21 protein-coding genes are annotated in these 20,768 nt (G+C 38.6%); 16 read left to right on the top strand and 5 right to left on the bottom strand.

Going from position 1 to position 20,768, the window contains the following annotated elements; all coding sequences use genetic code 11:
* The first annotated feature begins 3 nt into the window (after positions 1–3).
* The 6 genes from MKX57_RS08755 to MKX57_RS08780 all read left to right on the top strand — a co-directional run bounded on the left by MKX57_RS08755 (position 4) and on the right by MKX57_RS08780 (position 7,317).
* Positions 4–1,023 (top strand): 2,3-butanediol dehydrogenase, encoded by a 1,020-nt coding sequence (locus MKX57_RS08755; protein ID WP_089984927.1) that lies wholly within the window; start codon positions 4–6, stop codon positions 1,021–1,023.
* Between the two features lie 391 nt (positions 1,024–1,414).
* Positions 1,415–2,776, top strand: a complete 1,362-nt coding sequence (locus tag MKX57_RS08760) for a PepSY domain-containing protein (protein WP_089984923.1) — start codon at positions 1,415–1,417, stop codon at positions 2,774–2,776.
* Positions 2,777–2,960: 184 nt separating this feature from the next.
* Entirely contained in the window at positions 2,961–4,439 is a 1,479-nt protein-coding gene (locus MKX57_RS08765; protein ID WP_089984921.1) for a HAMP domain-containing sensor histidine kinase, read from the top strand.
* Positions 4,417–5,103 carry a response regulator transcription factor gene (locus MKX57_RS08770; RefSeq protein WP_036125131.1) on the top strand — a complete coding sequence of 229 codons (687 nt, stop codon included), beginning with the start codon at positions 4,417–4,419 and terminating at the stop codon, positions 5,101–5,103. The genes MKX57_RS08765 and MKX57_RS08770 overlap by 23 nt, the downstream gene beginning before the upstream one ends.
* Positions 5,104–5,244: 141 nt before the next feature.
* Complete coding sequence (locus MKX57_RS08775; protein WP_342550911.1) at positions 5,245–5,955, top strand: ankyrin repeat domain-containing protein; 711 nt, start codon at positions 5,245–5,247, stop codon at positions 5,953–5,955.
* Between the two features lie 276 nt (positions 5,956–6,231).
* A complete protein-coding gene (locus MKX57_RS08780; protein WP_342532574.1) occupies positions 6,232–7,317 on the top strand; it encodes an Ig-like domain-containing protein in 1,086 nt (361 codons plus the stop codon).
* Between the two features lie 58 nt (positions 7,318–7,375).
* Here MKX57_RS08780 and MKX57_RS08785 read toward each other — a convergent pair whose 3' ends face one another.
* The 4 genes from MKX57_RS08785 to MKX57_RS08800 form a co-directional block, all read right to left on the bottom strand.
* The gene (locus MKX57_RS08785; protein WP_008175733.1) at positions 7,376–7,981 is read right to left on the bottom strand and encodes a response regulator transcription factor; all 606 of its coding nucleotides are present in this window, start codon (positions 7,979–7,981) and stop codon (positions 7,376–7,378) included.
* Positions 7,978–8,928: a sensor histidine kinase gene (locus MKX57_RS08790; RefSeq protein WP_237068767.1), complete on the bottom strand. Its 951-nt coding sequence runs from the start codon at positions 8,926–8,928 to the stop codon at positions 7,978–7,980. Before MKX57_RS08790 ends, MKX57_RS08785 begins: the two co-directional genes overlap by 4 nt.
* A gap of 156 nt (positions 8,929–9,084) precedes the next feature.
* Positions 9,085–10,233 carry a DUF418 domain-containing protein gene (locus MKX57_RS08795; protein WP_090001865.1) on the bottom strand — a complete coding sequence of 383 codons (1,149 nt, stop codon included), beginning with the start codon at positions 10,231–10,233 and terminating at the stop codon, positions 9,085–9,087.
* A gap of 141 nt (positions 10,234–10,374) precedes the next feature.
* Positions 10,375–11,082: a class I SAM-dependent methyltransferase gene (locus tag MKX57_RS08800; protein ID WP_239354471.1), complete on the bottom strand. Its 708-nt coding sequence runs from the start codon at positions 11,080–11,082 to the stop codon at positions 10,375–10,377.
* Positions 11,083–11,264: 182 nt separating this feature from the next.
* Between MKX57_RS08800 and MKX57_RS08805 the strand changes: the two genes are divergently transcribed.
* Positions 11,265–11,510, top strand: coding sequence for a hypothetical protein (locus MKX57_RS08805; RefSeq protein ID WP_036225075.1), 246 nt, complete (start codon positions 11,265–11,267; stop codon positions 11,508–11,510).
* A gap of 50 nt (positions 11,511–11,560) precedes the next feature.
* Here the strand turns inward: MKX57_RS08805 and MKX57_RS08810 are convergent, their stop codons facing one another.
* Entirely contained in the window at positions 11,561–12,610 is a 1,050-nt protein-coding gene (locus tag MKX57_RS08810; protein WP_090001867.1) for an NAD(P)/FAD-dependent oxidoreductase, read from the bottom strand.
* 147 nt (positions 12,611–12,757) lie between these two features.
* Between MKX57_RS08810 and MKX57_RS08815 the strand changes: the two genes are divergently transcribed.
* The 9 genes from MKX57_RS08815 to efeO all read left to right on the top strand — a co-directional run bounded on the left by MKX57_RS08815 (position 12,758) and on the right by efeO (position 20,764).
* Entirely contained in the window at positions 12,758–13,546 is a 789-nt protein-coding gene (locus MKX57_RS08815; RefSeq protein WP_090001869.1) for an ABC transporter ATP-binding protein, read from the top strand.
* 16 nt (positions 13,547–13,562) lie between these two features.
* Entirely contained in the window at positions 13,563–14,489 is a 927-nt protein-coding gene (locus MKX57_RS08820) for an iron-hydroxamate ABC transporter substrate-binding protein (protein ID WP_008175747.1), read from the top strand.
* Between the two features lie 23 nt (positions 14,490–14,512).
* Positions 14,513–15,514, top strand: coding sequence for an iron ABC transporter permease (locus MKX57_RS08825; RefSeq protein WP_008175749.1), 1,002 nt, complete (start codon positions 14,513–14,515; stop codon positions 15,512–15,514).
* Complete coding sequence (locus tag MKX57_RS08830; RefSeq protein ID WP_342550912.1) at positions 15,507–16,514, top strand: iron ABC transporter permease; 1,008 nt, start codon at positions 15,507–15,509, stop codon at positions 16,512–16,514. Before MKX57_RS08825 ends, MKX57_RS08830 begins: the two co-directional genes overlap by 8 nt.
* Positions 16,515–16,671: 157 nt before the next feature.
* On the top strand, positions 16,672–17,553 hold the full coding sequence (locus MKX57_RS08835; RefSeq protein ID WP_342532584.1) for a nuclease-related domain-containing protein: 882 nt from the start codon (positions 16,672–16,674) through the stop codon (positions 17,551–17,553).
* Between the two features lie 206 nt (positions 17,554–17,759).
* Positions 17,760–18,059, top strand: a complete 300-nt coding sequence (locus MKX57_RS08840) for a hypothetical protein (protein WP_090001873.1) — start codon at positions 17,760–17,762, stop codon at positions 18,057–18,059.
* Between the two features lie 37 nt (positions 18,060–18,096).
* Positions 18,097–18,516 (top strand): MarR family transcriptional regulator, encoded by a 420-nt coding sequence (locus MKX57_RS08845; RefSeq protein ID WP_089984908.1) that lies wholly within the window; start codon positions 18,097–18,099, stop codon positions 18,514–18,516.
* A 13-nt stretch (positions 18,517–18,529) separates the two neighbouring features.
* Complete coding sequence (locus tag MKX57_RS08850; RefSeq protein WP_008175758.1) at positions 18,530–19,732, top strand: MFS transporter; 1,203 nt, start codon at positions 18,530–18,532, stop codon at positions 19,730–19,732.
* Positions 19,733–19,894: 162 nt separating this feature from the next.
* The gene (efeO, locus tag MKX57_RS08855; protein ID WP_090001875.1) at positions 19,895–20,764 is read left to right on the top strand and encodes an iron uptake system protein EfeO; all 870 of its coding nucleotides are present in this window, start codon (positions 19,895–19,897) and stop codon (positions 20,762–20,764) included.
* The last annotated feature ends 4 nt before the right edge of the window (positions 20,765–20,768 follow it).

Genomic DNA, 20,768 nt, shown 5'->3' on the forward strand with positions numbered 1-20,768 from the left:
GCAATGAAAGCAGCAAAATTTTATGGCATGAAAGATATTCGCGTAGAGGAAGCCGAACTACCTGTACTAAAAAATGGAATGGTGAAAGTAAAAATCGCATTTGCAGGGATATGTGGCAGTGATTTACATGAGTATGTAGGAGGTGCTTATGCCTTCCGTACACAGCCAATATTAGGACATGAATTTTCGGGAGTAGTGGTGGAGGTCGCAGAGGGTGTCACTCACACCAAAGTGGGAGATCGTGTGGCAGTGGAACCACCTATCCCATGTGGAAAATGTGCGAACTGTAAACGTGGCTATTCAAACTTATGTAAAAGCGGCCAGTCATATGGCTATACGATTTCAGGTGGTTTTGCAGAATATGCTGTTGTTCGTGAGGAAAATATTTATCATCTCCCTGAAGGTATGAGCTTAGAGCTAGGCGCACTTGTTGAACCTACAGCCGTAGCCGTTCATGCTGTTCGTCAAAGTCAATTAAAGCTAGGAGATACAGCCGCTATTTTTGGTGCAGGTCCCATTGGCTTATTAATTTTGCAAGCTGTGAAAGCAGCAGGAGCAAGTGAAATCTTTGTAGTAGAGGTTTCTGATGAACGACGCCAAAAAGCATTGGAGCTAGGCGCAACCTATGTCGTTAATCCAATCGACACAGATGCTGTTGCCTTTATTCGTGAAAAAACAAATGGCGGTGTGGATGTTGCATATGACGCAGCAGGTGTACAAGCAACTTTCTCAAGCGGCGTAAGTGCTGTTCATCCGGGTGGTGAATTTAAAATCGTCAGTGTTTGGGAAAAACCAGTTGAATTCAATCCGAATGCGGTAGTTTCACCTGAAGTGAAAATTAGCGGTTCATTCGCTTACGTGAATATTTTCCCAGAGGTCATTCGATTACTAGCACGTGAGGTAATCGATGGGCAGGCAGTGATTACAAGCCAAATTGCTTTAGAGGATATCGTTGAAAAAGGATTTGAAGCACTAATGAAAGATCGTAGCCAATGTAAAATCCTTGTGAATATGAGTTTATAAATTTACCCTAATTCGTAGCCAAATTTGTATCATTACTTGTTTGGCTATGATTTTTTTATTGATAAATAGCATAATACCACTAGGAATACATTTGTTTGTCATAAAACTGCCTTTAGGACTTCATTCATATTTCACTTTTACTTTATATAATAAATTTGATATTTATCTTCATTCAGCAAATGTTTGTAATACAGAAGGTTCCTCCTTCATAGGGGGATGCATGCTAATTGAGTGTTCAAACGCCTACTGAATCAAGATAATGCCTCAAGCGGATATCACAGATTTTGAAGATGAACTTTCCGGCCAAGCTCCTCTTCAAAATCTGGTCGCAGCCTAACAACAGCGGCAATTACGGTGAGGTGTATTTGATCAAATAGATTGGAGATTAAAAATGAAAAATCTGCTTTATTCAAGGTTTTGGCGTTTGCATTTTTTCGCAGCTCTGTGTATTACGCCATTACTGCTATCTCTCACATTAAGTGGGATCGGTTATTTGTTTTTTACAGATGTAGAAAATCGTTTATATGATGATTATTTTTTTGGCGATAGCCATAAAGAAGAGGTCTTAACTATTGATGAAGCAGTGGAAAAAGCAGAGGCAGCATTTGCAGGATACTCCACGACAAAAGTGATTATGTTGGAAGAGCCTTATAATACACGTTTAACTTTATCAAATGGCAATGAACAGAAATATGTATTTTTAGATGATCAAAATCAAATGGTTGGTAGTCAGGATGCCAATTATACATTTTCTAATATTATGAGAAATACCCATAGCTCTCTATTTATTGGTGGTACATTTGTCAATTATTTAGTAGAACTTGCGGCATGCTGGACGATCTTTTTATTGCTATCCGGACTTTATATGACATTTAAAGGCGATTTATTGAAAAAGCGCAAGTCGGAAAATAAACGACAAAAAAGTAAGAGATACCATGCGCTTGTTGGGACCATCATTACTATTCCAATGGTGATGTTTATTTCTACAGGGCTTTTATGGTCGGCTTTTCAAGGTTCAATTCTGGCCAATATAGCGTCAGAAAGTCCAACTTTCGGCTACCCATTATTACAGCAAAAGCCACCAACATCAGATGTGTCTGAGATTCCGTGGGCAACTCGTCAATTAGAGGCTCCAACATCTGAGGGAGAACATGCACAGCATCACGGTGGTGGGTCTGTCCGTTATACAAACGACAACCAAATGACGATTGCTAATCTTGAAAAAGAAATCACGGCCATGAATATCGCCAAACCGTATTCGATTATTTATCCGTCAAACGAAGAAGGCGTTTATACAGTGGCAAAGGCTAGTAATTCAGGTGTAACAGGACTTGATGTCAAGCCTACAGACGAAGCAACGATGTATTTTGATCAATATAGCGGCAAGTTTATTGATCAGGTTAACTACAAGGATTATGGTATGCTGGCGAAGTTCTTTACATGGGGCATTCCTTTACATGAAGGACATTTGTTTGGCTGGCCAAATAAGCTGTTAAACTTACTCGTATGTTTAGCCTTTTTAGCAGTAATTGTATGGGGAATTCGCACTTGGATTTTACGTAGGAAAAAAGGTGAGCTGTCTGCTCCACCACAAATTTCACATAAAATCTCACTTCCTTTCGTCATCTTCCTTATTATTTTAGGGATTATCATGCCATTATTCGGTGCCTCATTGATCGCAGTGGTGTTGATTGAATATTTCATTTTAGGATGGCAAACTAAAAAGAAACTAAGAGCAGAAGAAACTAAATAACGATAATGGATACGGCACAACCAAAAGGTGTCGTATCTTTTTTTGTGTTGATTATTTCATATGGTGTAAGCCGAATACTATGTTGATGCTAAAAATTATTTATAGATTTTTCAGCGCGATTTTATAAAGTTTTAAGATTTGTATGGTACATTGCTATTAGTTTCAGCTAATTGGGGGAATTTAGATGTCGATTAAAACGAGGTTTTTGCTATCTTATGTAGGCGTTATTATTATTGCAATCACGCTTTTACTTGCAGCTGTTTTTCTTTTTGCCTTTGCGATCACAGGTGATGTTAAAGCAATTGAGCATTTTTATAAAAAGTCATATGTCCAAAAGCCTTTAACAACAGTAGAGGAAAATGCTTTTTTAGATTTGAAATTATTGGCTAAAAATAATCCCCAGCAGCTTTTAGATATTGAACAGCTACAAACGATCAATGCTCCTTCCATTGAGATTGTAGTGCGGAAAGACCATCAAATTGTTTATGCCACACAGCAAGAGCATCAACAATTATTACTGCAAAGTTTACCAGGTTTTGAGGCGACCAATATTAATTCACGTGACACAATCATGATCAATCAAGCGTTTTATACGTATGTGAAGTTTGATTTTTATTTCCCTGACAAAACGGAGGGGAGTATCTTTGTTTTAAGAGAGGTAAGTTCACATGCGGAAATAACGCGAGAATTATTACCTATTTTATTAGGTATTTTATTTGTATTATTTCTAATGATTATTGGTTTATTAAATTATTTAGTGTCTAGAAGTATCATTAACCCTATCACAGCCTTAAAAGAAGGGGCTCAACGAATTAAATCGGGTGATTTAGATTTTGAAATATCATCTCGTTCTAATGATGAAATAGGTCAGCTCAATCGATCGTTTGAGGAAATGAGAGTCAAGCTCAAGGAGTCTGTACAAATTCAGCTTCAATATGAAGAGAATCGGAAAGAACTTTTATCGAATATCTCCCATGATTTAAAAACACCGATGACCTCTATTATTGGCTATGTAGAAGGTATTAAAGATGGTGTAGCGAATACCGAAGAGAAAATGGATAAATATTTAACGACGATCTATACGAAAGCTAAGGATATGGACGTATTAATTGATGAATTATTCTTATTTTCCAAATTGGATTTGAAAAAGGTTCCGTTCCAAATGGACAGTGTGAATCTTCAACAATATATGCATGATTATGTGGAGGATGCTAGTTTTGACTTTATTGCCAGAGATATTCATTTACAATATATATCAGCAGGCTCACCGCTTTTTGCTATGGCAGACAGGGATAAGTTAAGACGTGTCTTATCTAATTTATTGAGCAATAGTGAAAAATATATGGATAAACCCTATAAGCAAATTATTATTTCCCTGCATGAACGAGTAGATGATGCCATCATTCAAGTTACGGATAATGGTGCGGGTATTGATCCTACAGCATTACCACATATATTTGACCGGTTTTATCGTGCGGAGCCTTCTCGAAATTCGCAAACAGGTGGTAGCGGTCTTGGGTTAGCGATTGCAAAACAAATCGTCCTTGAAATGGGCGGCGATATTTGGGCAAAGAGCGAATTGACAAAGGGAACGAGCATTTTCATTTCATTGAAAAAGGATGAGGAAATGAGGAAAGATCATGAAAAAAATACTATTAATTGAAGATGAAGTGAGCATAGCAGAGCTCCAACGTGATTATTTAGAAATTAATGATTTTATGGTAGATATACAACATAATGGCGATGAGGGGCTGAAGCAGGCACTTCATGGAGATTATGATTTAATTATTTTAGATATTATGCTTCCAGGAATGAATGGCTTTGAAATTTGTAAACAAATTCGAGCAGTGAACAATATTCCCATCTTATTTGTGTCGGCAAAAAAAGAGGATATAGATAAAATCCGAGGGCTTGGTTTAGGAGCAGATGATTATATTACCAAGCCCTTTAGTCCAAGTGAGCTTGTGGCAAGGGTCAAGGCGCATTTATCAAGATATGAGCGTTTAGCGTCTAACCAGCCAACGAATAATATGTTGTCTATCCATGGTATTACGATCGATACATCCGCTCGTAAGGTATTTGTGAATGGTGAAGAAGTGGCCTTTACAACTAAGGAATTCGATTTGCTTGTATTTTTTGTCAAACATCCAAATCAAGTATTAAGTAAAGAACAATTATATGAGCGAAACTGGGGCTATGAATCCGCTGCAGATGTTTCCACCGTTACTGTGCATATACGAAAGCTTCGTGAAAAAATTGAACGTGATCCTGCACAGCCCAAGTTTTTGGAAACCGTATGGGGTGCAGGTTACCGCCTAAATGTATAAGATCAACGCCTCGTCGTCTTGACGAGGTTTTTTTATTGAAATTTTAGACTTTTTTAAGAAATGGTTAATAGGCAATTTAGCAATGACTTGTAAACTAAGAATATAACAACGAAATTACCTAGTGAGGAAGGTGCATGGCAAATGAAAAAAATGCAAGCGGTCACGATCGCTTTATCATTTTTACTGCAGGGATGTGCCCCAAATGATACGGAGGCCATAAAGCTTAATAAAGATGGAAATGAGGAGGTGGCAACAGATTTGGCTAGTCAATTGTTTCAAGCGGTAGAAAATAGAAATATAGAATCGCTTAAAAGGGTTATCAATGAAAAAGTAGATATTAATGCGCAGGACTCAAATAATCGAACAGCATTAATGATTGCTACTTATAATCAGGATGTGGAAGTAGCGAAATTACTAATCGATGCAGGTGCCGATGTAAACATCCAGGATGATATGAAAAACACGCCTTTCTTATATGCTGGTGCGGAAGGCTATTTGGATATATTAAAGCTAACGATTCAAGCAGGTGCCGATCCTACAATTGTAAATCGCTATGGGGGAACGGCATTAATTCCTGCAGCTGAGCACGGCTATATTGATGTCATTGAGGAATTATTAACTACCACTAATATCGATGTGAATCATGTCAATCATTTGGGATGGACGGCATTAATGGAAGCGATTGTATTAAATAACGGCAATCTGACACAGCAAACGGCCATTCAACTGTTGGTTGATTATGGTGCTGACGTCAATATTCCAGATAAAAATAATGTGTCACCCTTACAGCACGCGAAACAGAAAGGGTTTAAGGAGATTGAAGAAATCCTTATTGCCGCAGGAGCCAAATAAAGCCGGTACAGGAGTCGTCGCTCTTCGTTCCAAGCACTTTTCTGCATAAAGCACTATATTTCTCATTTCTCCCTAAAGTCATTCATCTAATAGTCGTCCTGAATAAGAGCCGTCGAGAAGTTCACTCTCGATGGCTCTTTTCTATCGTCAACTCTAATCTTAAATATATTTCTCTATTTTTTAATTCTTTTTTAATATTTTATTTATTGGCAGTTTAGATATGGACTTTATGATAAATATTGTAAACCAAATTAAACCAAAAGGGGAGTTTGTAAGATGAAATTGAGAAAACGTATTGTCCCAGCAGCACTAGCTTTATCGGTATTATCAGCAGGTCTAGTTACATTTAGTGAGCCGTTAAATGCAGATGCAGCAGGTCAGAAAGTAGTAGCAGCTGCGAACAATGAGCAGGTGGCGAGAATTACTAAAGTTAAGCCAATCAACACAATGACATTACAAGTTACATTTACCCAACCTTTAGCAGCAGCCGATATTGATCCAAACAATTTAGAGGCAATTAAAAAAGATTTTAATTTTAATGGAAATTTAGAGATTGTCAATGTTCCACGATTAATGACCGATTCTACAAGTACATATATTGTACCTGTTACGTTCCAGGAAGATGATTTCGTCTACAGATTGAGCTATAAAGAACAACGTAATAGAGTCTTTGAAGGGACAGATGAAAAAGTACTTGTACGAAATGTGACGCAAGTAACTGATGATACTTTTACATTGGAGTCATTCCAAGAGGATGGTGTGGTGGATTATGCCAATATCATTGAGGCTTACCGTGGAGGACGTGGAGATCATGCATTTAGCATAGATCGTCAAAATCGTGATGCAAGTGGGAAGCGATTTGATGTTATTTCTTCTTTACGTGATCGCTATGTGACAGTGAAAACAAGTGAAGGGGAGGGGTTTGTTGCTAATTATGTGCCTTTCACACAAGCAGCTGATGGTAAACAAGCACCTCAATTTAGATTACCAGCAGGTCAAACTTTAAAACAAGGTGTCACATACCGAGTGTATTCTCAATGGGCAGAAATTGATGAAAAGAGCTTTGTTGCCAATAAAAAGGCACCATTTACATTGCAATCAGCTAATGCTATCGATAGTCAATCATTTGAATTACAATTAACAAATGATCCCCAATCGGATTTATTAGCTGGCCGAAGTGTCGAACTTCGTGGTAATGATGGCAGCACATTACAAGCTCAATATCGATATTCATCACGTAAAGGGGCAGTAGGGATCTTTGATATTGCGAATGGTGGCACATTAAAAGCTGGTGTAAGCTATACAGTAATGCCATTAAATAATTGGGCTACTGCGACAAATGTAGTTCTACAAGGTAAATAAACAGTCATACGTTCTCCTATAAAAAAATCTCGTCACAGTGGTGGCGAGATTTTTTGATTTATAGCCAGCCTTTATCACTCGCTATTTGAGCAGCTTGCTGTCTTGATTCTACTTGTAGTTTCTGTATAGTCGTTGATAAATAATTACGAATGGTACCTTTAGTTAAAAATAATTGTTTACTGATTTCGTGAGTGGTTAAGCCTTCCTTCACTAGTTGTAGCACGGCAATTTCTCGCTCATTTAAAGGATTTTGCTCCTTCATAAATAAAGTAGCGGCTAAATCTTTACTGACCACCTTTTCACCCTGCATAATCTTGCGAATCGTAGCGATTAAATAATCAATCGGTTCATCTTTCAGTAAGTAGCCGTGTACTTCACAATCCATTGCTTTTTGTAAATAGCCTGGGCGTGCAAACGTTGTGACAATCATCACTTTGCAGGGCAAATTGGCCACTTTAATTTTTTCTGCAAGTTCTAACCCTGAGAGATGGGGCATTTCAATATCTACAAGGCAAACATCGGGTAATTCCTGCTGAATGTAGTCCCATGCTTTTTGACCATCAGAAACTTCAGCGATTACTTCAATATCGGGTTCGAATGACAAAAGGGATGTTAAGGCACCACGTAACATTTGTTGGTCCTCTGCTAGTAAAACTCGTATCATGACGGGGGCTCCTTTCCATCTTGAATGGGTATGCTCAATATCACCTTTGTGCCTGTCTTTGTATTGTCTTCAAACAGGGCATCCCCTTGCAGAACACGCATTCTTTCTTTCATCGAGTTCATGCCATTGCCCAGTCCCTTTTGTTCCAAACCAATCCCATCATCTTGAATAGCAATGGTATATTGTCTAGTTCGACAGTGGATTTGCATATGGCAGTTCTGAGCATGACTATGCTTTAGCATATTAGTAGTAGCCTCACGTACACATAAAGCTAGCATTGTTTCCTCAACACTTGAAAGAACAATTTTTGGACAGTGATTGTGAATGGTGGTCTTAATATTGGCACTTTGTAATAGCTGCTGGCAGTGGTGCAGCTCCGTTTGTAGAGACACGAAATTCATATCCGAAACAAGCTCACGTACTTGCTTTAGGGCTGTACGCGTTGTAGCTAATATGTCGTTTAATTCTTGTTTGACACTGGAAGGATCCCGGTCGATAAGTTTAGTAGTCAATTCTGTTTTCACTTTAATCATCGTCAGGGTGTGACCAATGGTGTCATGAAGATCTCTAGCAATGCGCTGTCTTTCCTCCTGCTGAACAAGCTGGGTATTAACATCTGTCAATTCGTTTTGTAGATTTTTCGATTTTTCTACAAAATAAATGAGGATAGGGAATACCAATTGAATGATCATCATGGGTACTAGTACCTGTGAATCAACAAGTGCTAGGGAATTTGTGGTCGCCAAGAAAACGATTAAAAACATGACAGCCATCCCTAAAATTCCGCTAGCAATATGCCATTTTGATTTCGCTCTTCCTAATAAATCGGCAAAGGTAAATCCGAAAATAAGCATGAAGATGTCCTCGTAAATAGCAAGGATGGTAATAAGAAGGAAGCCTACAATTGAGGCAAGTAGTAGCTTCCAATCTCGATTCCATAAAGCCATATAGAAGGCACCTAGGTACAAGAATAAAATAGCTAATTTAGCTATGAAAGGGAGAGCGGATTGAGACCATAACACCATGGCTACTAATACAATTATAGATACAACATCGATAATTAAATAATGTTTAACTTGTTCTCTGGGATATATTTTTATGGCTTACACCATCCTCTGTTGCTTATTCTTTGTCAGAGCGTGAATCGTTTTTTTACGTACCCATTCCATCGGGCCAATATGGAACTGCTGCTGCCAAAATGTTGCTAGGACTAGCTGTAGGCAAGAAAGGGCAATCCAAATACTTATGATAAGAATGCTATTTACATGACCACCTAAGCCAAGTCCCCAGCCGTAAAAAATAATAGACGCCAGCACATTTTGCAGCACATAACAGCTTAATGACATTTTGCCGACATTGGCAAATCGTTGCCAAAGCCAATCTAGCCTCTTATATTCTACCAGTTTACCTAAAATTCCAATATAGCCAATCGATAGAATCGGAGCACATAAATAACGAACAGGTAAATCAAAAAGCCCCCCTGGAATAAAAATTAGCAAATTTAATGGGATGCCAATGAATACACCGATTGTAAACAGCTTTTGCCGAGCCTGATGACCTTTATTCGTTGGTGAAAAAACCTCATTGCGCATGAACTTGACGCCAAGAATAAATAAAAAAACATTCATAGGGATAATAAAAATAGCTTCTGTCCGATAAAATAAAAAGTTTGTTACGCGATGCTGTACTTGCTCCAGCCATGTACCATTTTCATAGATGGCTGCAACAGTTTCAATACCATTTAGGGAAACGCTACCAGCAAGCAAGGAAATGACAAAAATAAAGAGAATGAGGAGGACATGAAAGCTACCAAAAAGATAGAAAGCCCATGTCATCACTTTGTCGCCTAATCTAATTACAATAGCCACGATAAAAGCCGTAACGGCGTAGCTCATTAAAATATCATATTCCATGACAAGTGTGTAATGAAGCAGTCCCTCCAACCCTAAAAAGACAATCGTCCATAGATACATGCCTGGCCAAGCATTTCCTTTACGAAGTGCTTGCTGGTATTTTAGCTGTAAACCTACTCCAAACATAATCGTTAATAATCCTAGGAGCTTTCCATTGACGAAAAATAGCACTAACATTCGTAAAAAATCATTGAAAGACCACCAACCAGTATAATTACTCGTTGTGATATACGATAAATCACCGAGATAAGCAAAAATCCAAATATTTGTTCCGAGCGTTCCTAAGACAGCGAAGCCTCTTAGCATATCGATAAAGGGAAGCCTTTGTTGTGTTTGCATTGTTCTATCACTCTTTCTTTGTTTTTCTTAAATTCATGATAAGAAAAACAGGAGGGGAAAACCTATTCACACGAGTCAAAGAAACTATATGACAGGTGTCATAACAAAAAACCAGCAACGCTTTGTATGCTGGCTAAAAGATTATTTTGTACATATATAGATGCGATAATCTAAAATAGTATCGTATTTTTCGTTCATCCTCATATGCTGATCCATGACATCATACAAGGTGGATTCGATATCCTTAGAAATGTGGAATTCTGGCTTGGATAAGATATCCTTGTTTTTTTGTATGCGAATATCTTGAAACCCTGTCTCTTGGAATAAAGCAACCCAATCCTTTTTCGTGAGGAGCGCATCAAATCCGTAAAATTGTTGGATGTCGTCTGCCTGCTGTGTGGAAAGGAGCATAGGGACGGTAAATTCAATGGCAATTAAGCGTCCACCTTTTTTCAATAAACGGAAAATCTCTTGCAATGCACGTTGTTTATTTACAAAGGCAAGAACTGATTCAGCAAGGACAAAGTCAAATGCTTCATTGGGTAATGATGTTTCCTCAATCGAGCCTTGAATGATATTGACTGATACATGTGCTTTTTTCATGCGGTGACGCGCCTTTTCTATCATGATGGGATTGATATCGATACCCGTTACGTGGGCTGCATAATGGGAAGCCAAATAGGCAGCTGTTTGTCCTGTTCCACAGCCAACATCTAAAATATGTGAGGCTGGTAGAATACGCTCATTCTTCATGATTTCCTTTGATAGATTAATGCCCCCAGGATGGGCACCACCCACACCAAATTTCGCTAAAAATTGGAGATAATTAGAATTTTGAATGAAAACCACCTTCTTTTTTATATAGTATGAAAAGAAAACTAGTATGGTTCCCTTACATATGGTAAAAAGCTAGAAATCCCTATTTTTTATAGGACAAAAATAGATAATTTTTGATACTTCTTCATACGTCTAATTCCTTCATAAAAGACGCACATATACTAGGGAAGAGCTTTTAGATAGGAGGTGTATAAATGCCACATTTTCAGCCGAATTATAGAAGAGGAGTCTATCCTTCAAACAATATGGGAACTTTTGGTCCTCCATTTCGAGGTAGAGCGATGCAACCTAACTATCCACCCAATCAGCAATTTCAAGGTCCTAGAATAGGAGGGAGGTTGCCAGATCATCTAAATACAATTATGGGTCATGCTGGAACGATTACGAATGGCGTAAATATGTTAAGACAGATGGGGGCACTATTAAGTTTATTCAGATAAAAGAAAGAAACCCTCATAAGAATGCTTTCTTAAGAGGGTTTCTATTATGATTAATGGGATGGGACAAGTTCCTTTTCGATAATGGAGCGGTTTTTCTCTTTAAATAGTTCATTATGAGAGGACACCATTCCATGGCGATAAGCAGTTGGCTCTAAATAAGTTTTAATAGAGTTGACCGCATTGGCTGCATCTTGGAATGTCCCAAGTAGCAAATTAATTTTTCCTTCAAATGATAAAATATCTCCTGCCGCAAAAATACCAGGCTGTACGGTTTCACCTGTTGCTTTGCCTTCAAAATAATAATCATCCTTTTTAGGAATCGAAATCGCTTCATCAAACGTGAGGGACGCTTCACAATTATAGCCATGACTAATGATGACCTCATCAATTTGACGAGTGTAGCTTTCCTTTGTTTTTGAGTTTTCACATCTCACTAATTGAATAGCCGTTTTATCGTCATTTGCTAAAAGCTTTGTAATCGTCGTATTACATTCAATAAGGACGCCAGCATCAATAGCTTCTTTTACGGTTGCCTCATGCGCTGATAATGTTTCTTTACGGTAAACCACTGTCACACTTTTAGCGATAGGGCTCAGTTCGACAGCCCAATCAATGGCCGCATTGCCGCCACCAGAGATAAGGATATCCCTATTTACAAAACGTTTATAGGATTGAACGGTATAGTGTAAATTGGACATTTCATATTTCTCAGCACCTTCCAGCGTTAGTTTCTGAGGATTAATAATCCCTCCACCAACCGCTAGTAGAACTGTTTTTGAATAATGCCTTTCACCAGTTGCTGTATGTACAATAAATAGATTTTCTTGTTGTTCAATAAAATCTACTTTTGTGTTTGTTAGGATCGTAGGGTCAAATGTTTTAGCTTGCTGGATCAATTGTTTAACAAATTTCTCGCCTAAAATAGGGGGGTGACCTCCTATATCCCAAATAAGCTTTTCAGGATAAAGTAATACTTTTCCACCAAGTTGAGATTGGCTCTCTATTAATTTTGTTTTTAATCCTCGTAAACCACTATAAAAGGCGCTATACAAGCCAGCAGGGCCTCCGCCAATAATTGTCACATCATACACATGTTGCATTTTTATTGCCACATCCTTAATTAATAGTAAAAAAGTAATTGACAAAATCTTATCATAAAATTAGACTAATTTTAGTGATAATGATTATCATTTTTAACAGTGCCTATAATAGCATGGAATGAAGTAAAAAGAAAGAGAGGGTCCGAATTGCGTTTAGAAGTAGAATCGATTCGTGTTGGTTATGAGAATAAAACGATTGTGCATGACTTATCGCTGCAAATTCCAGATGGCAAAATCACAACGATCATTGGATCAAATGGTTGCGGAAAGTCTACCTTATTAAAGGCCATTACACGTATTTTAAAGCACGAGAGTGGACAGGTCATTCTGGATGGTCAAAATATTTCCAAGATGAACACGAAAGAATTGGCGAAAGAACTGGCTATTTTACCGCAAAGCCCAGAAAGTGCACATGGTTTAACAGTGGAAGAGCTTGTATCCTACGGTCGATTTCCCTATCAAAAGGGCTTTGGCAATTTATCACAGAAAGATAAAGAGGTCATTGACTGGGCTTTACAGGTGACAAAAACAAAAGACTTCCGCTTACAATCTGTAGATGCTTTATCAGGTGGACAGCGTCAACGAGTGTGGATTGCAATGTCTTTAGCTCAAGAAACCGACATTATATTTTTAGATGAGCCGACAACCTATTTAGACATGGCACATCAATTAGAGGTTCTAGAGTTACTTTATAAGCTCAATGAAGAACAAGGGCGCACGATTGTTATGGTCCTCCATGATTTAAATCAAGCTGCACGTTTTTCTGATTATATTGTGGCACTGTCACAAGGAGAGCTTGTGAAATTTGGAACAGCTGAAGAAGTCATGGTTCCAGAAGTATTAAAAAAAGTGTTTAATATTGATGCTGTAATTGGTCAAGATCCACGAACGAACAAACCAATGTGCATTACATATAACTTATTACAAACCGTTTAAAGGAGAATGAAAGACAATGAAGAAGTGGTTATTACCAATGTTTATGATGCTTGTACTCGTACTTGCGGCGTGCGGCAATAAAGAAGAGAAAACAGAAAAGGCTGATGAAGGCTCGAAAGAAGCAACTTCAGCTGAGACAATTACTTATCAATCAGAAGCAGGTCCTATTGAAGTACCGGCAAACCCTAAACGTGTAGTCGTATTATCTTCTTTTGTAGGGGATTTATTACAGCTTGATGTTGATGTTGTCGGTGTAGATGCATGGGCAGCAAAAAATCCAAACTTTGAAGATGCTATTAAAGATGCAGTAGTTGTAGAAAATACAGATGTTGAAAAAATTCTTGAGCTAGAGCCAGACTTAATCATTGGTTTAAATGGTATTGAAAATGCTGATAAATTATCAGAAATTGCACCAACTGTATTATTTACGTATGGGAAAGTAGATTATTTACAACAATTTATTGAAATCGGTAAAGTTGTCAATAAAGAAAAAGAAGCAACAGCATGGGTAGAAGATTTTAAAGCACGTGCAGCAGAATCAGGTAAAAAAATTAAAGAAAAAATCGGTGAAGATGCAACTGTAACAGTGGCGGAAAACTTTAATAAACAATTTTATATTTATGGCGATAACTGGGGTCGTGGAACAGAGATTTTATATCAAGAAATGGGCTTGAAAATGCCTGAAAAAGTTAAAGAAACAGCTTTAGAGCCTGGCTACTATGCAATTTCTCAAGAAGTTTTAGGGGATTATGCAGGGGATTATGTGATTTTCAGTATGTTCCAAGACCAAGATAACTCATTTACAGATGCAGCATGGTTTAAAGATTTAGAAGCAGTGAAAAATGGTCATTTATTTGAAGTGAATGCAAATGCCTTTTATTTCAATGACCCGATCACTTTAGAACATCAACTAAAGTTCTTTGAAGAAAAATTTTTACAATAATTAGTAGAGAGTAGCGAAGGCAAATGACAAAGTTTCGACAGTTACCATTTTGGCTTCAGGTATTGCTTGCATTGATCGTATTAATCGGCACGGCTAGTATCTCGCTGTGCTTAGGTGCAGCGAATACGAGCATTCAAGATGTTTATCAAGCAATTGTCGGACAAAGTGGTGGTAAGCATTACACGATTTTACGTGAAATTCGATTTCCTCGTATCATTGCTGCCATTTTTGTTGGCAGTGCACTCGCAGTTGCGGGAGCGATTATGCAGGGGGTTACACGCAATCCATTAGCTGATCCAGGGCTACTTGGTTTAACAGCAGGGGCAAATGCTGCCCTTGCTTTAACGATGGCGTTTATCCCGAAATTTTCCTATTATACGTTAATTTTAGCCTGCTTTATTGGGGCTGGAATTGGTATGATGATCGTTTATGGGATCGGTGCCTCTACTAAGAAAGGTTTCTCTCCATTGAGACTTGTTTTAGCTGGTGCAGCAGTTACTGCTTTATTACAAGCGGTTGCTGAAGGCACGGGCATTTTATTTCAAATTTCCAAGGATGTTTCGATGTGGACAAGTGGCGGATTCATTGGCACGACATGGCAGGCGTTATTGATCGTTCCGGTCATTGTCATTGGTCTCTTATTGTCATTTGCTTTTAGTCGTCAATTAACGATTTTAAGTTTAAATGAAGAAGTAGCGGTAGGTGTTGGGCAAAACACAACTTTGATTAAAGGTATTATGATGTTTGCTGTCGTTATTTTAGCAGGCTCTGCCGTAGCTCTTGTTGGGAATCTAGCATTTGTTGGCTTAATGGTTCCGCATATTGTTCGCGCATTTGTAGGGACAGACTATCGTTTTGTCTTACCGATGAGCGCAATTATTGGCGGCTGGTTTATGGTGACCGCTGATTTTGCAGGACGTATGATTAATGCACCATTTGAAACGCCGGTTGTAGCGATTGTTTCGATTCTTGGTCTACCATTCTTCCTACTATTAGTACGGAAGGGAGGACGCCAATTTGTTTAAAGAAGGTCGCAAAAAACAGCGAAAATGGTTTTTTACTTGGCTTATCGTCACGTTATTCATTTTTGTTTTAGGCATTTCTTTAGGACCTGCCTCTGTTTCGTTTGATCGCATTCTCCCAACCTTGCTAGGCGATGGTAGTTTTAAAGAATCCTTCGTATTATTCTCAGTTCGCTTACCAAGAATGTTGGTATTAGCAGCGGCTGGGATGGCATTAGCTTTAGCAGGTGCAGTCCTACAAGGGGTTACACGCAATGATTTAGCAGATCCGGGGATCATTGGTATTAATGCAGGAGCAGGTGTCGGGATTACAGTCTTTTATTTACTTGTAAATGGAGATTTTCCACACTTTGCTTATATATTGCCAGTTGTAGGATTTTGTAGTGCGCTTTTCACTGCCCTTTGCATTTACTTTTTCTCTTATCAACGCAATAAAGGAGTGCAACCCGTCCAACTGATTTTAATTGGGGTAGGGGTAGCCTCTGCTTTATCTGGCGTAATGATGGTATTAATTTCCTCAGCAGAGCGAAGTGATGTGCAATTTATTGCCCAATGGCTTGCAGGTAGTGTTTGGGGTACGGATTGGCCATTTTTCTGGGCTTTAGTGCCTTGGCTTGTCGTGGGGATTCCGTATATTTTCTATAAATCCAATGTCCTAAATGTCTTGGCGATGACGGAGCAAACAGCCGTAGGTCTTGGGATGAATATCGGGCGCGAACGGTTACGCTTATTAATCGTCGCTGTGGCACTAGCAGCAGCAGCTGTTTCTGTAACAGGTGGTATTGCCTTTATAGGGTTGATGGCACCTCATATTGCCAAACAGCTTGTCGGACCACGCTACCAATTCTTTTTACCATTGACATTATTCATTGGCGCAAGTCTATTAATGCTGTCCGATACTATTGGTCGTGTTGCCATTGCTACTGCAACTGTACCAGCGGGTATCATTGTTGCCTTTATCGGGGCACCTTACTTTTTATATTTATTACGGAAGAATGTATAGAAAAGTGATAGCACGAGTAAATGGATGCACGAAAGCAAAGGCTTTTGAACTACTGAAATGAATGAAAGATTTATTTTACTAAATGTATATGGGAAGTTTTTAGGAACCTCATTTGTTGAGGTTCTTTTTTTATATAATCAAGACAGGAGGTGAATAAATGATTCTATTAGCACGTCGAACATCGGAAACACAGAAGACACTAGAAGCCATTGTTCGAAGACTCTCAAACTCTCACCGGGAGTACTCGAATTATGATGAAAACTTAAGACGTTTAAAGGCTGGACACGCAGGCGAACAGCGTGTGGATGCAGAATGGCTTGAGATAGACCTACCTACCCCCTATTATTTTCTCCATGATTTTCAAACGATGAATAACTTCGGCTCTACTCATCAAATGGACACCATTTTTCTATGTCGACACTTTTTACTGATTGTAGAAATCAAAAATATAACAGGCGTTCTCTCATATGATACCGCCTTTGCACAATTGACACGGATGACCTCAGAAGGCAAGGTAGAGGGAATGACTGACCCATTTCTTCAACTTGAACGACATGTAGGATGGATGAAAAAACTGTTACATCAAGAAAAATTTCAATTGCCTGTTTTGCATGCAGTCGTGCTAGCAACAAAAAATGGAATTTTATCAGAAGGTTTTCATGGACAGCCAATATTTCATGTAACCGGATTACGTACACATTTACAAAAATGGTTCGACCGGCATCAACCAGTAGAGACTGAAAATCTCTTTCGATTTGCTATGCACCTCATGTCCCTGCATAGCACAATAAAAAGAGAGGTGAAGGTGCCTCTTGAGGAGATGGTAAAGGGGGTTCTATGTCCCCATTGTGCGAATGGTCAGCCAATGAACTACCATTATAAAAAATGGCATTGCCCTCGCTGTAAATGGGTCGACCAGGATGCATTGAAAAAAGCCCTCGAAGATTATCGATTATTAGTAGGTCCAAAGCTCACCAATAAAAGCTTCCGCGAATTCTTTGCCATCGATTCCCCAAACGTCGCCTACAAGCTACTATAGCAGCTCCCATTAAAAGCAGACAGAACAAAGAAACATAGACAGTATTGGATCATGGAATAGAAACGAACTACAATTCAGCCAGACTGAATTGTAGTTTTTTTGTGGGGAGATGGTGAGGCAAAGTGAGCGGAACATCAAGAGTGACGGATAGAGGGAGGAAAGTGACGGATAAAACGGAAAAAGTGACGGATAGAGAGTGAAAAGTGATGGATACGCATGAAGAAGGCGCGGGTGGAGAGGCGAAAATGAGGGAATCGCAAAGAGTGACGGATACGCATAAGGAAGGGGGTGGAGAGGCGAAAATAAGGGAATCGCAAAGAGTGACGGATAGAGGGAAAGAAGTGACGGATAGAAAAGGAAAAGTGACGGATACTCCTGCTCACTTTCTACTCCTTGTCCATCCTTTCTCTTCTCCATTACAGCCCACTAATAAAAGTGACATAAATACCATGCTATTTTATATACTAGAAATCCCAACTAGACAAATAAAGATTTTAGGTATATAGTTAGCTAGGCTAACTATTATAAAGAGGAAGTGATCTTGTGACAAGTGAGCAGGAGTTTTTTAATCAGTATCGTTTAATGTATAGACCATTTATCAATAAGCTGAATGTGCAACTTGAACCGTATCAGTTATATAGCTCACAGTGGGCAGTTCTTCGTTTTTTAAAGGATAAAGGTCCGCATTCCTTTGTGGATATCGCGAATTTTATGTCTATTGAGAAGCCGAGTGTGACGAAGCTTGTACATAAACTTGTGGAGCTTGGCTATGTGGAAACGATGGCGGGCAAGGATAAGCGGGAAAAGCTTGTCCATTTATCGGCGCATGGGGAGAAGCTTGTGCAGGAGATTAAAGCGCACTTGAAGCCATTTTTTGAGCATGCACTGGCAGGTGTACCTCAGCGAGATATTGAAGTAGCGACACAGGTTTTTGAAAGAATTTGTATGAATATTAATCAATAGGAGAGCGAGTAACGTGGAAGGAACAACAAGAAAGAAACTATGGACAAAGGATTTTTTAATTGTCTCACTCATTAATTTTACCATTACGTTAATCTTTTATTTATTAATGGTTACGATTGCTGCTTATGCAGTGGAGCATTTTAATGCGTCTACAAGTACAGCGGGTCTTGTATCGAGTATTTTTATTATCGGGACATTATTAGGGCGTCTTGGAACGGGCCGTATTATTGGGGATTGGGGCAGTAAGAAAACATTATTTTGTGGATTGCTTTTATTTATGCTGTCAACGATGTCCTATTTTATAGCAGGGAATTTACCTTTACTTATGCTGAATCGTTTAGTACAGGGGATTGCCCTTGGGGTGGCAAGTACAGCTACGGGGACGATTATTGCACAGATTTTACCTCCTGAGCGACGCGGTGAAGGAATTGGTTATTATAGCTTAAGTGCGATTTTGGCCACAGCTATTGGACCATTTGTCGGTATTTTATTAACGCAGCTGTTTGAGGATTACCGCATGATTTTTGCTGTAGATTCAGTTTTAGCTATTATTTGCTTTTTCATGTATTTTATCGTAACAGTGCCAGATGCACCGAAGAAGGCGAAGGATGCGGCAACGAAGGCTGGCTTTAAGGTGACAAACTTCATTGAATTGCGAGCTGTACCGATTGCTTTTGTTGCACTGGTCATCGGTTTTGCGTATTCAGGCGTCATGTCCTTTATGACGTTTTATGCGAAGGAGCTTGATTTAGTATCAGCAGGTAGTTATTTCTTCATTATCTATGCGATTGTCATTTTAGCTACACGTCCATTTACAGGAAAATTACTGGATACAAGAGGCGCTAATATTATCATTTATCCATGTTTGGTGATTTTTGCTATTGGTATGTATGCATTTAGTTCAGCGTCAACAACGATTGCTTTTTTAATTGCTGCTGCTTGTATCGGTATTGGCTATGGTAACTTCAACTCTGTTGCACAGGCTATTGCTATTAAAGTAACTCCGAATGAACGTTTAGGACTTGCGACATCTACTTACTTCATTTTTTATGATTTAGGATTAGGTGTAGGGCCTTATTTCTTAGGATTATTTGTTCCATCTGCGGGCTACAGAGCCATATTCTTTGCGATGGTCTTTGTCATTTTATTATCAATTGTGCTTTATTATTTCTTACATGGTAAACATGAAAAATGGAAACAATCAAAAATTTCGTAGATTAGAATCATTATATTGTGGAAAAAACGTCTTTTTTCTAGTTGTTCTTAGAAAACAACTTAAAAATGACGTTTTTTTCTTTTTCAAAAAAATTATCTTGCATTAGAGGATGATAATCATTATCATCACAATATAAAACAAAATCGGGAGTAGGTACGAAGTATGAAAAATAAATCATTATTGTCAGTATTAGTAGCAGGAGGCATTCTAATGGCTGGCTGTGGTAATACAGAAGATACAAAAAAAGAAGATAAGCCTGAAACAGAGCAAACAGACAAAGCTGCACAAGAGGTTGATTTATCTTCTGAACTATCAGACTATCAACAATTTGCTTTAGAGCAAATGGATCAATTTTTACTAGAAACAGAGAAATTTGTGAATCTTGTTAAGGCTGGCGATATTGAAGGAGCAAAAGCTGCCTATGCACCAGCGCGAATGTATTTTGAACGTTCTGAACCAATTGCGGAAAGCTTTGGCGACCTTGATCCACGTATTGATGGTCGTTTAGCTGATATACAGGAAGAAGGAAAAGGCGAAGAAGAATGGTCAGGCTATCATAAGCTTGAGTATGCGCTATGGGAAGAAAATACAACAAAAGGCTATGAGGCTGTGGCTGACCAGCTACTTGCAGATGCGAAGGAATTACATGCCCTTGTACAAACAGTTGAAGTGACTCCGGATTTAATGATTACAGGTGCAGTTGATTTATTAAATGAAGTGTCCACATCTAAAATTACGGGTGAGGAAGAAATTTACTCCCATACAGACCTGTATGATTTTAAAGCGAACATTGAAGGTGCTGAAAAAATCTTTGAAATTTTACGTTCAAAATTAGAAGCGAAAGATTCAAAATTAGTCACAGCACTTGATGAAAAATTCAAAGCGGTGGACGATTTATTAGCACAGCATGCAACTGCCGATGGTGGTTATATATCCTATGAGGAATTAACAGAGGACAACACAAAAGCGCTTGCGGCAGCGGTGAATCAGCTTGGAGAACCATTAAGTCAAATGGGAATCATTTTGGAGTGAACAT

Source organism: Lysinibacillus sp. FSL M8-0216 (assembly GCF_038595555.1).
Classification (GTDB): Bacteria; Bacillota; Bacilli; order Bacillales_A; family Planococcaceae; genus Lysinibacillus; species Lysinibacillus fusiformis.

What these genes read in the sequence shown, in the direction of transcription:
- MKX57_RS08755 (WP_089984927.1), top strand. Translation starts at nt 4, where the DNA reads ATGAAAGCAGCAAAATTTTATGGCATGAAAGATATTCGCGTAGAGGAA.
- MKX57_RS08810 (WP_090001867.1), bottom strand. Translation starts at nt 12,610, where the DNA reads ATGCAACATGTGTATGATGTGACAATTATTGGCGGAGGCCCTGCTGGC.
- MKX57_RS08780 (WP_342532574.1), top strand. Translation starts at nt 6,232, where the DNA reads ATGAAATTGAGAAAACGTATTGTCCCAGCAGCACTAGCTTTATCGGTA.
- MKX57_RS08835 (WP_342532584.1), top strand. Translation starts at nt 16,672, where the DNA reads ATGATTCTATTAGCACGTCGAACATCGGAAACACAGAAGACACTAGAA.
- MKX57_RS08825 (WP_008175749.1), top strand. Translation starts at nt 14,513, where the DNA reads ATGACAAAGTTTCGACAGTTACCATTTTGGCTTCAGGTATTGCTTGCA.
- MKX57_RS08760 (WP_089984923.1), top strand. Translation starts at nt 1,415, where the DNA reads ATGAAAAATCTGCTTTATTCAAGGTTTTGGCGTTTGCATTTTTTCGCA.
- MKX57_RS08765 (WP_089984921.1), top strand. Translation starts at nt 2,961, where the DNA reads ATGTCGATTAAAACGAGGTTTTTGCTATCTTATGTAGGCGTTATTATT.
- MKX57_RS08805 (WP_036225075.1), top strand. Translation starts at nt 11,265, where the DNA reads ATGCCACATTTTCAGCCGAATTATAGAAGAGGAGTCTATCCTTCAAAC.
- MKX57_RS08785 (WP_008175733.1), bottom strand. Translation starts at nt 7,981, where the DNA reads ATGATACGAGTTTTACTAGCAGAGGACCAACAAATGTTACGTGGTGCC.
- MKX57_RS08820 (WP_008175747.1), top strand. Translation starts at nt 13,563, where the DNA reads ATGAAGAAGTGGTTATTACCAATGTTTATGATGCTTGTACTCGTACTT.
- MKX57_RS08770 (WP_036125131.1), top strand. Translation starts at nt 4,417, where the DNA reads ATGAAAAAAATACTATTAATTGAAGATGAAGTGAGCATAGCAGAGCTC.
- efeO (WP_090001875.1), top strand. Translation starts at nt 19,895, where the DNA reads ATGAAAAATAAATCATTATTGTCAGTATTAGTAGCAGGAGGCATTCTA.
- MKX57_RS08790 (WP_237068767.1), bottom strand. Translation starts at nt 8,928, where the DNA reads ATGGCTTTATGGAATCGAGATTGGAAGCTACTACTTGCCTCAATTGTA.
- MKX57_RS08775 (WP_342550911.1), top strand. Translation starts at nt 5,245, where the DNA reads ATGAAAAAAATGCAAGCGGTCACGATCGCTTTATCATTTTTACTGCAG.
- MKX57_RS08795 (WP_090001865.1), bottom strand. Translation starts at nt 10,233, where the DNA reads ATGCAAACACAACAAAGGCTTCCCTTTATCGATATGCTAAGAGGCTTC.
- MKX57_RS08840 (WP_090001873.1), top strand. Translation starts at nt 17,760, where the DNA reads ATGGATACGCATGAAGAAGGCGCGGGTGGAGAGGCGAAAATGAGGGAA.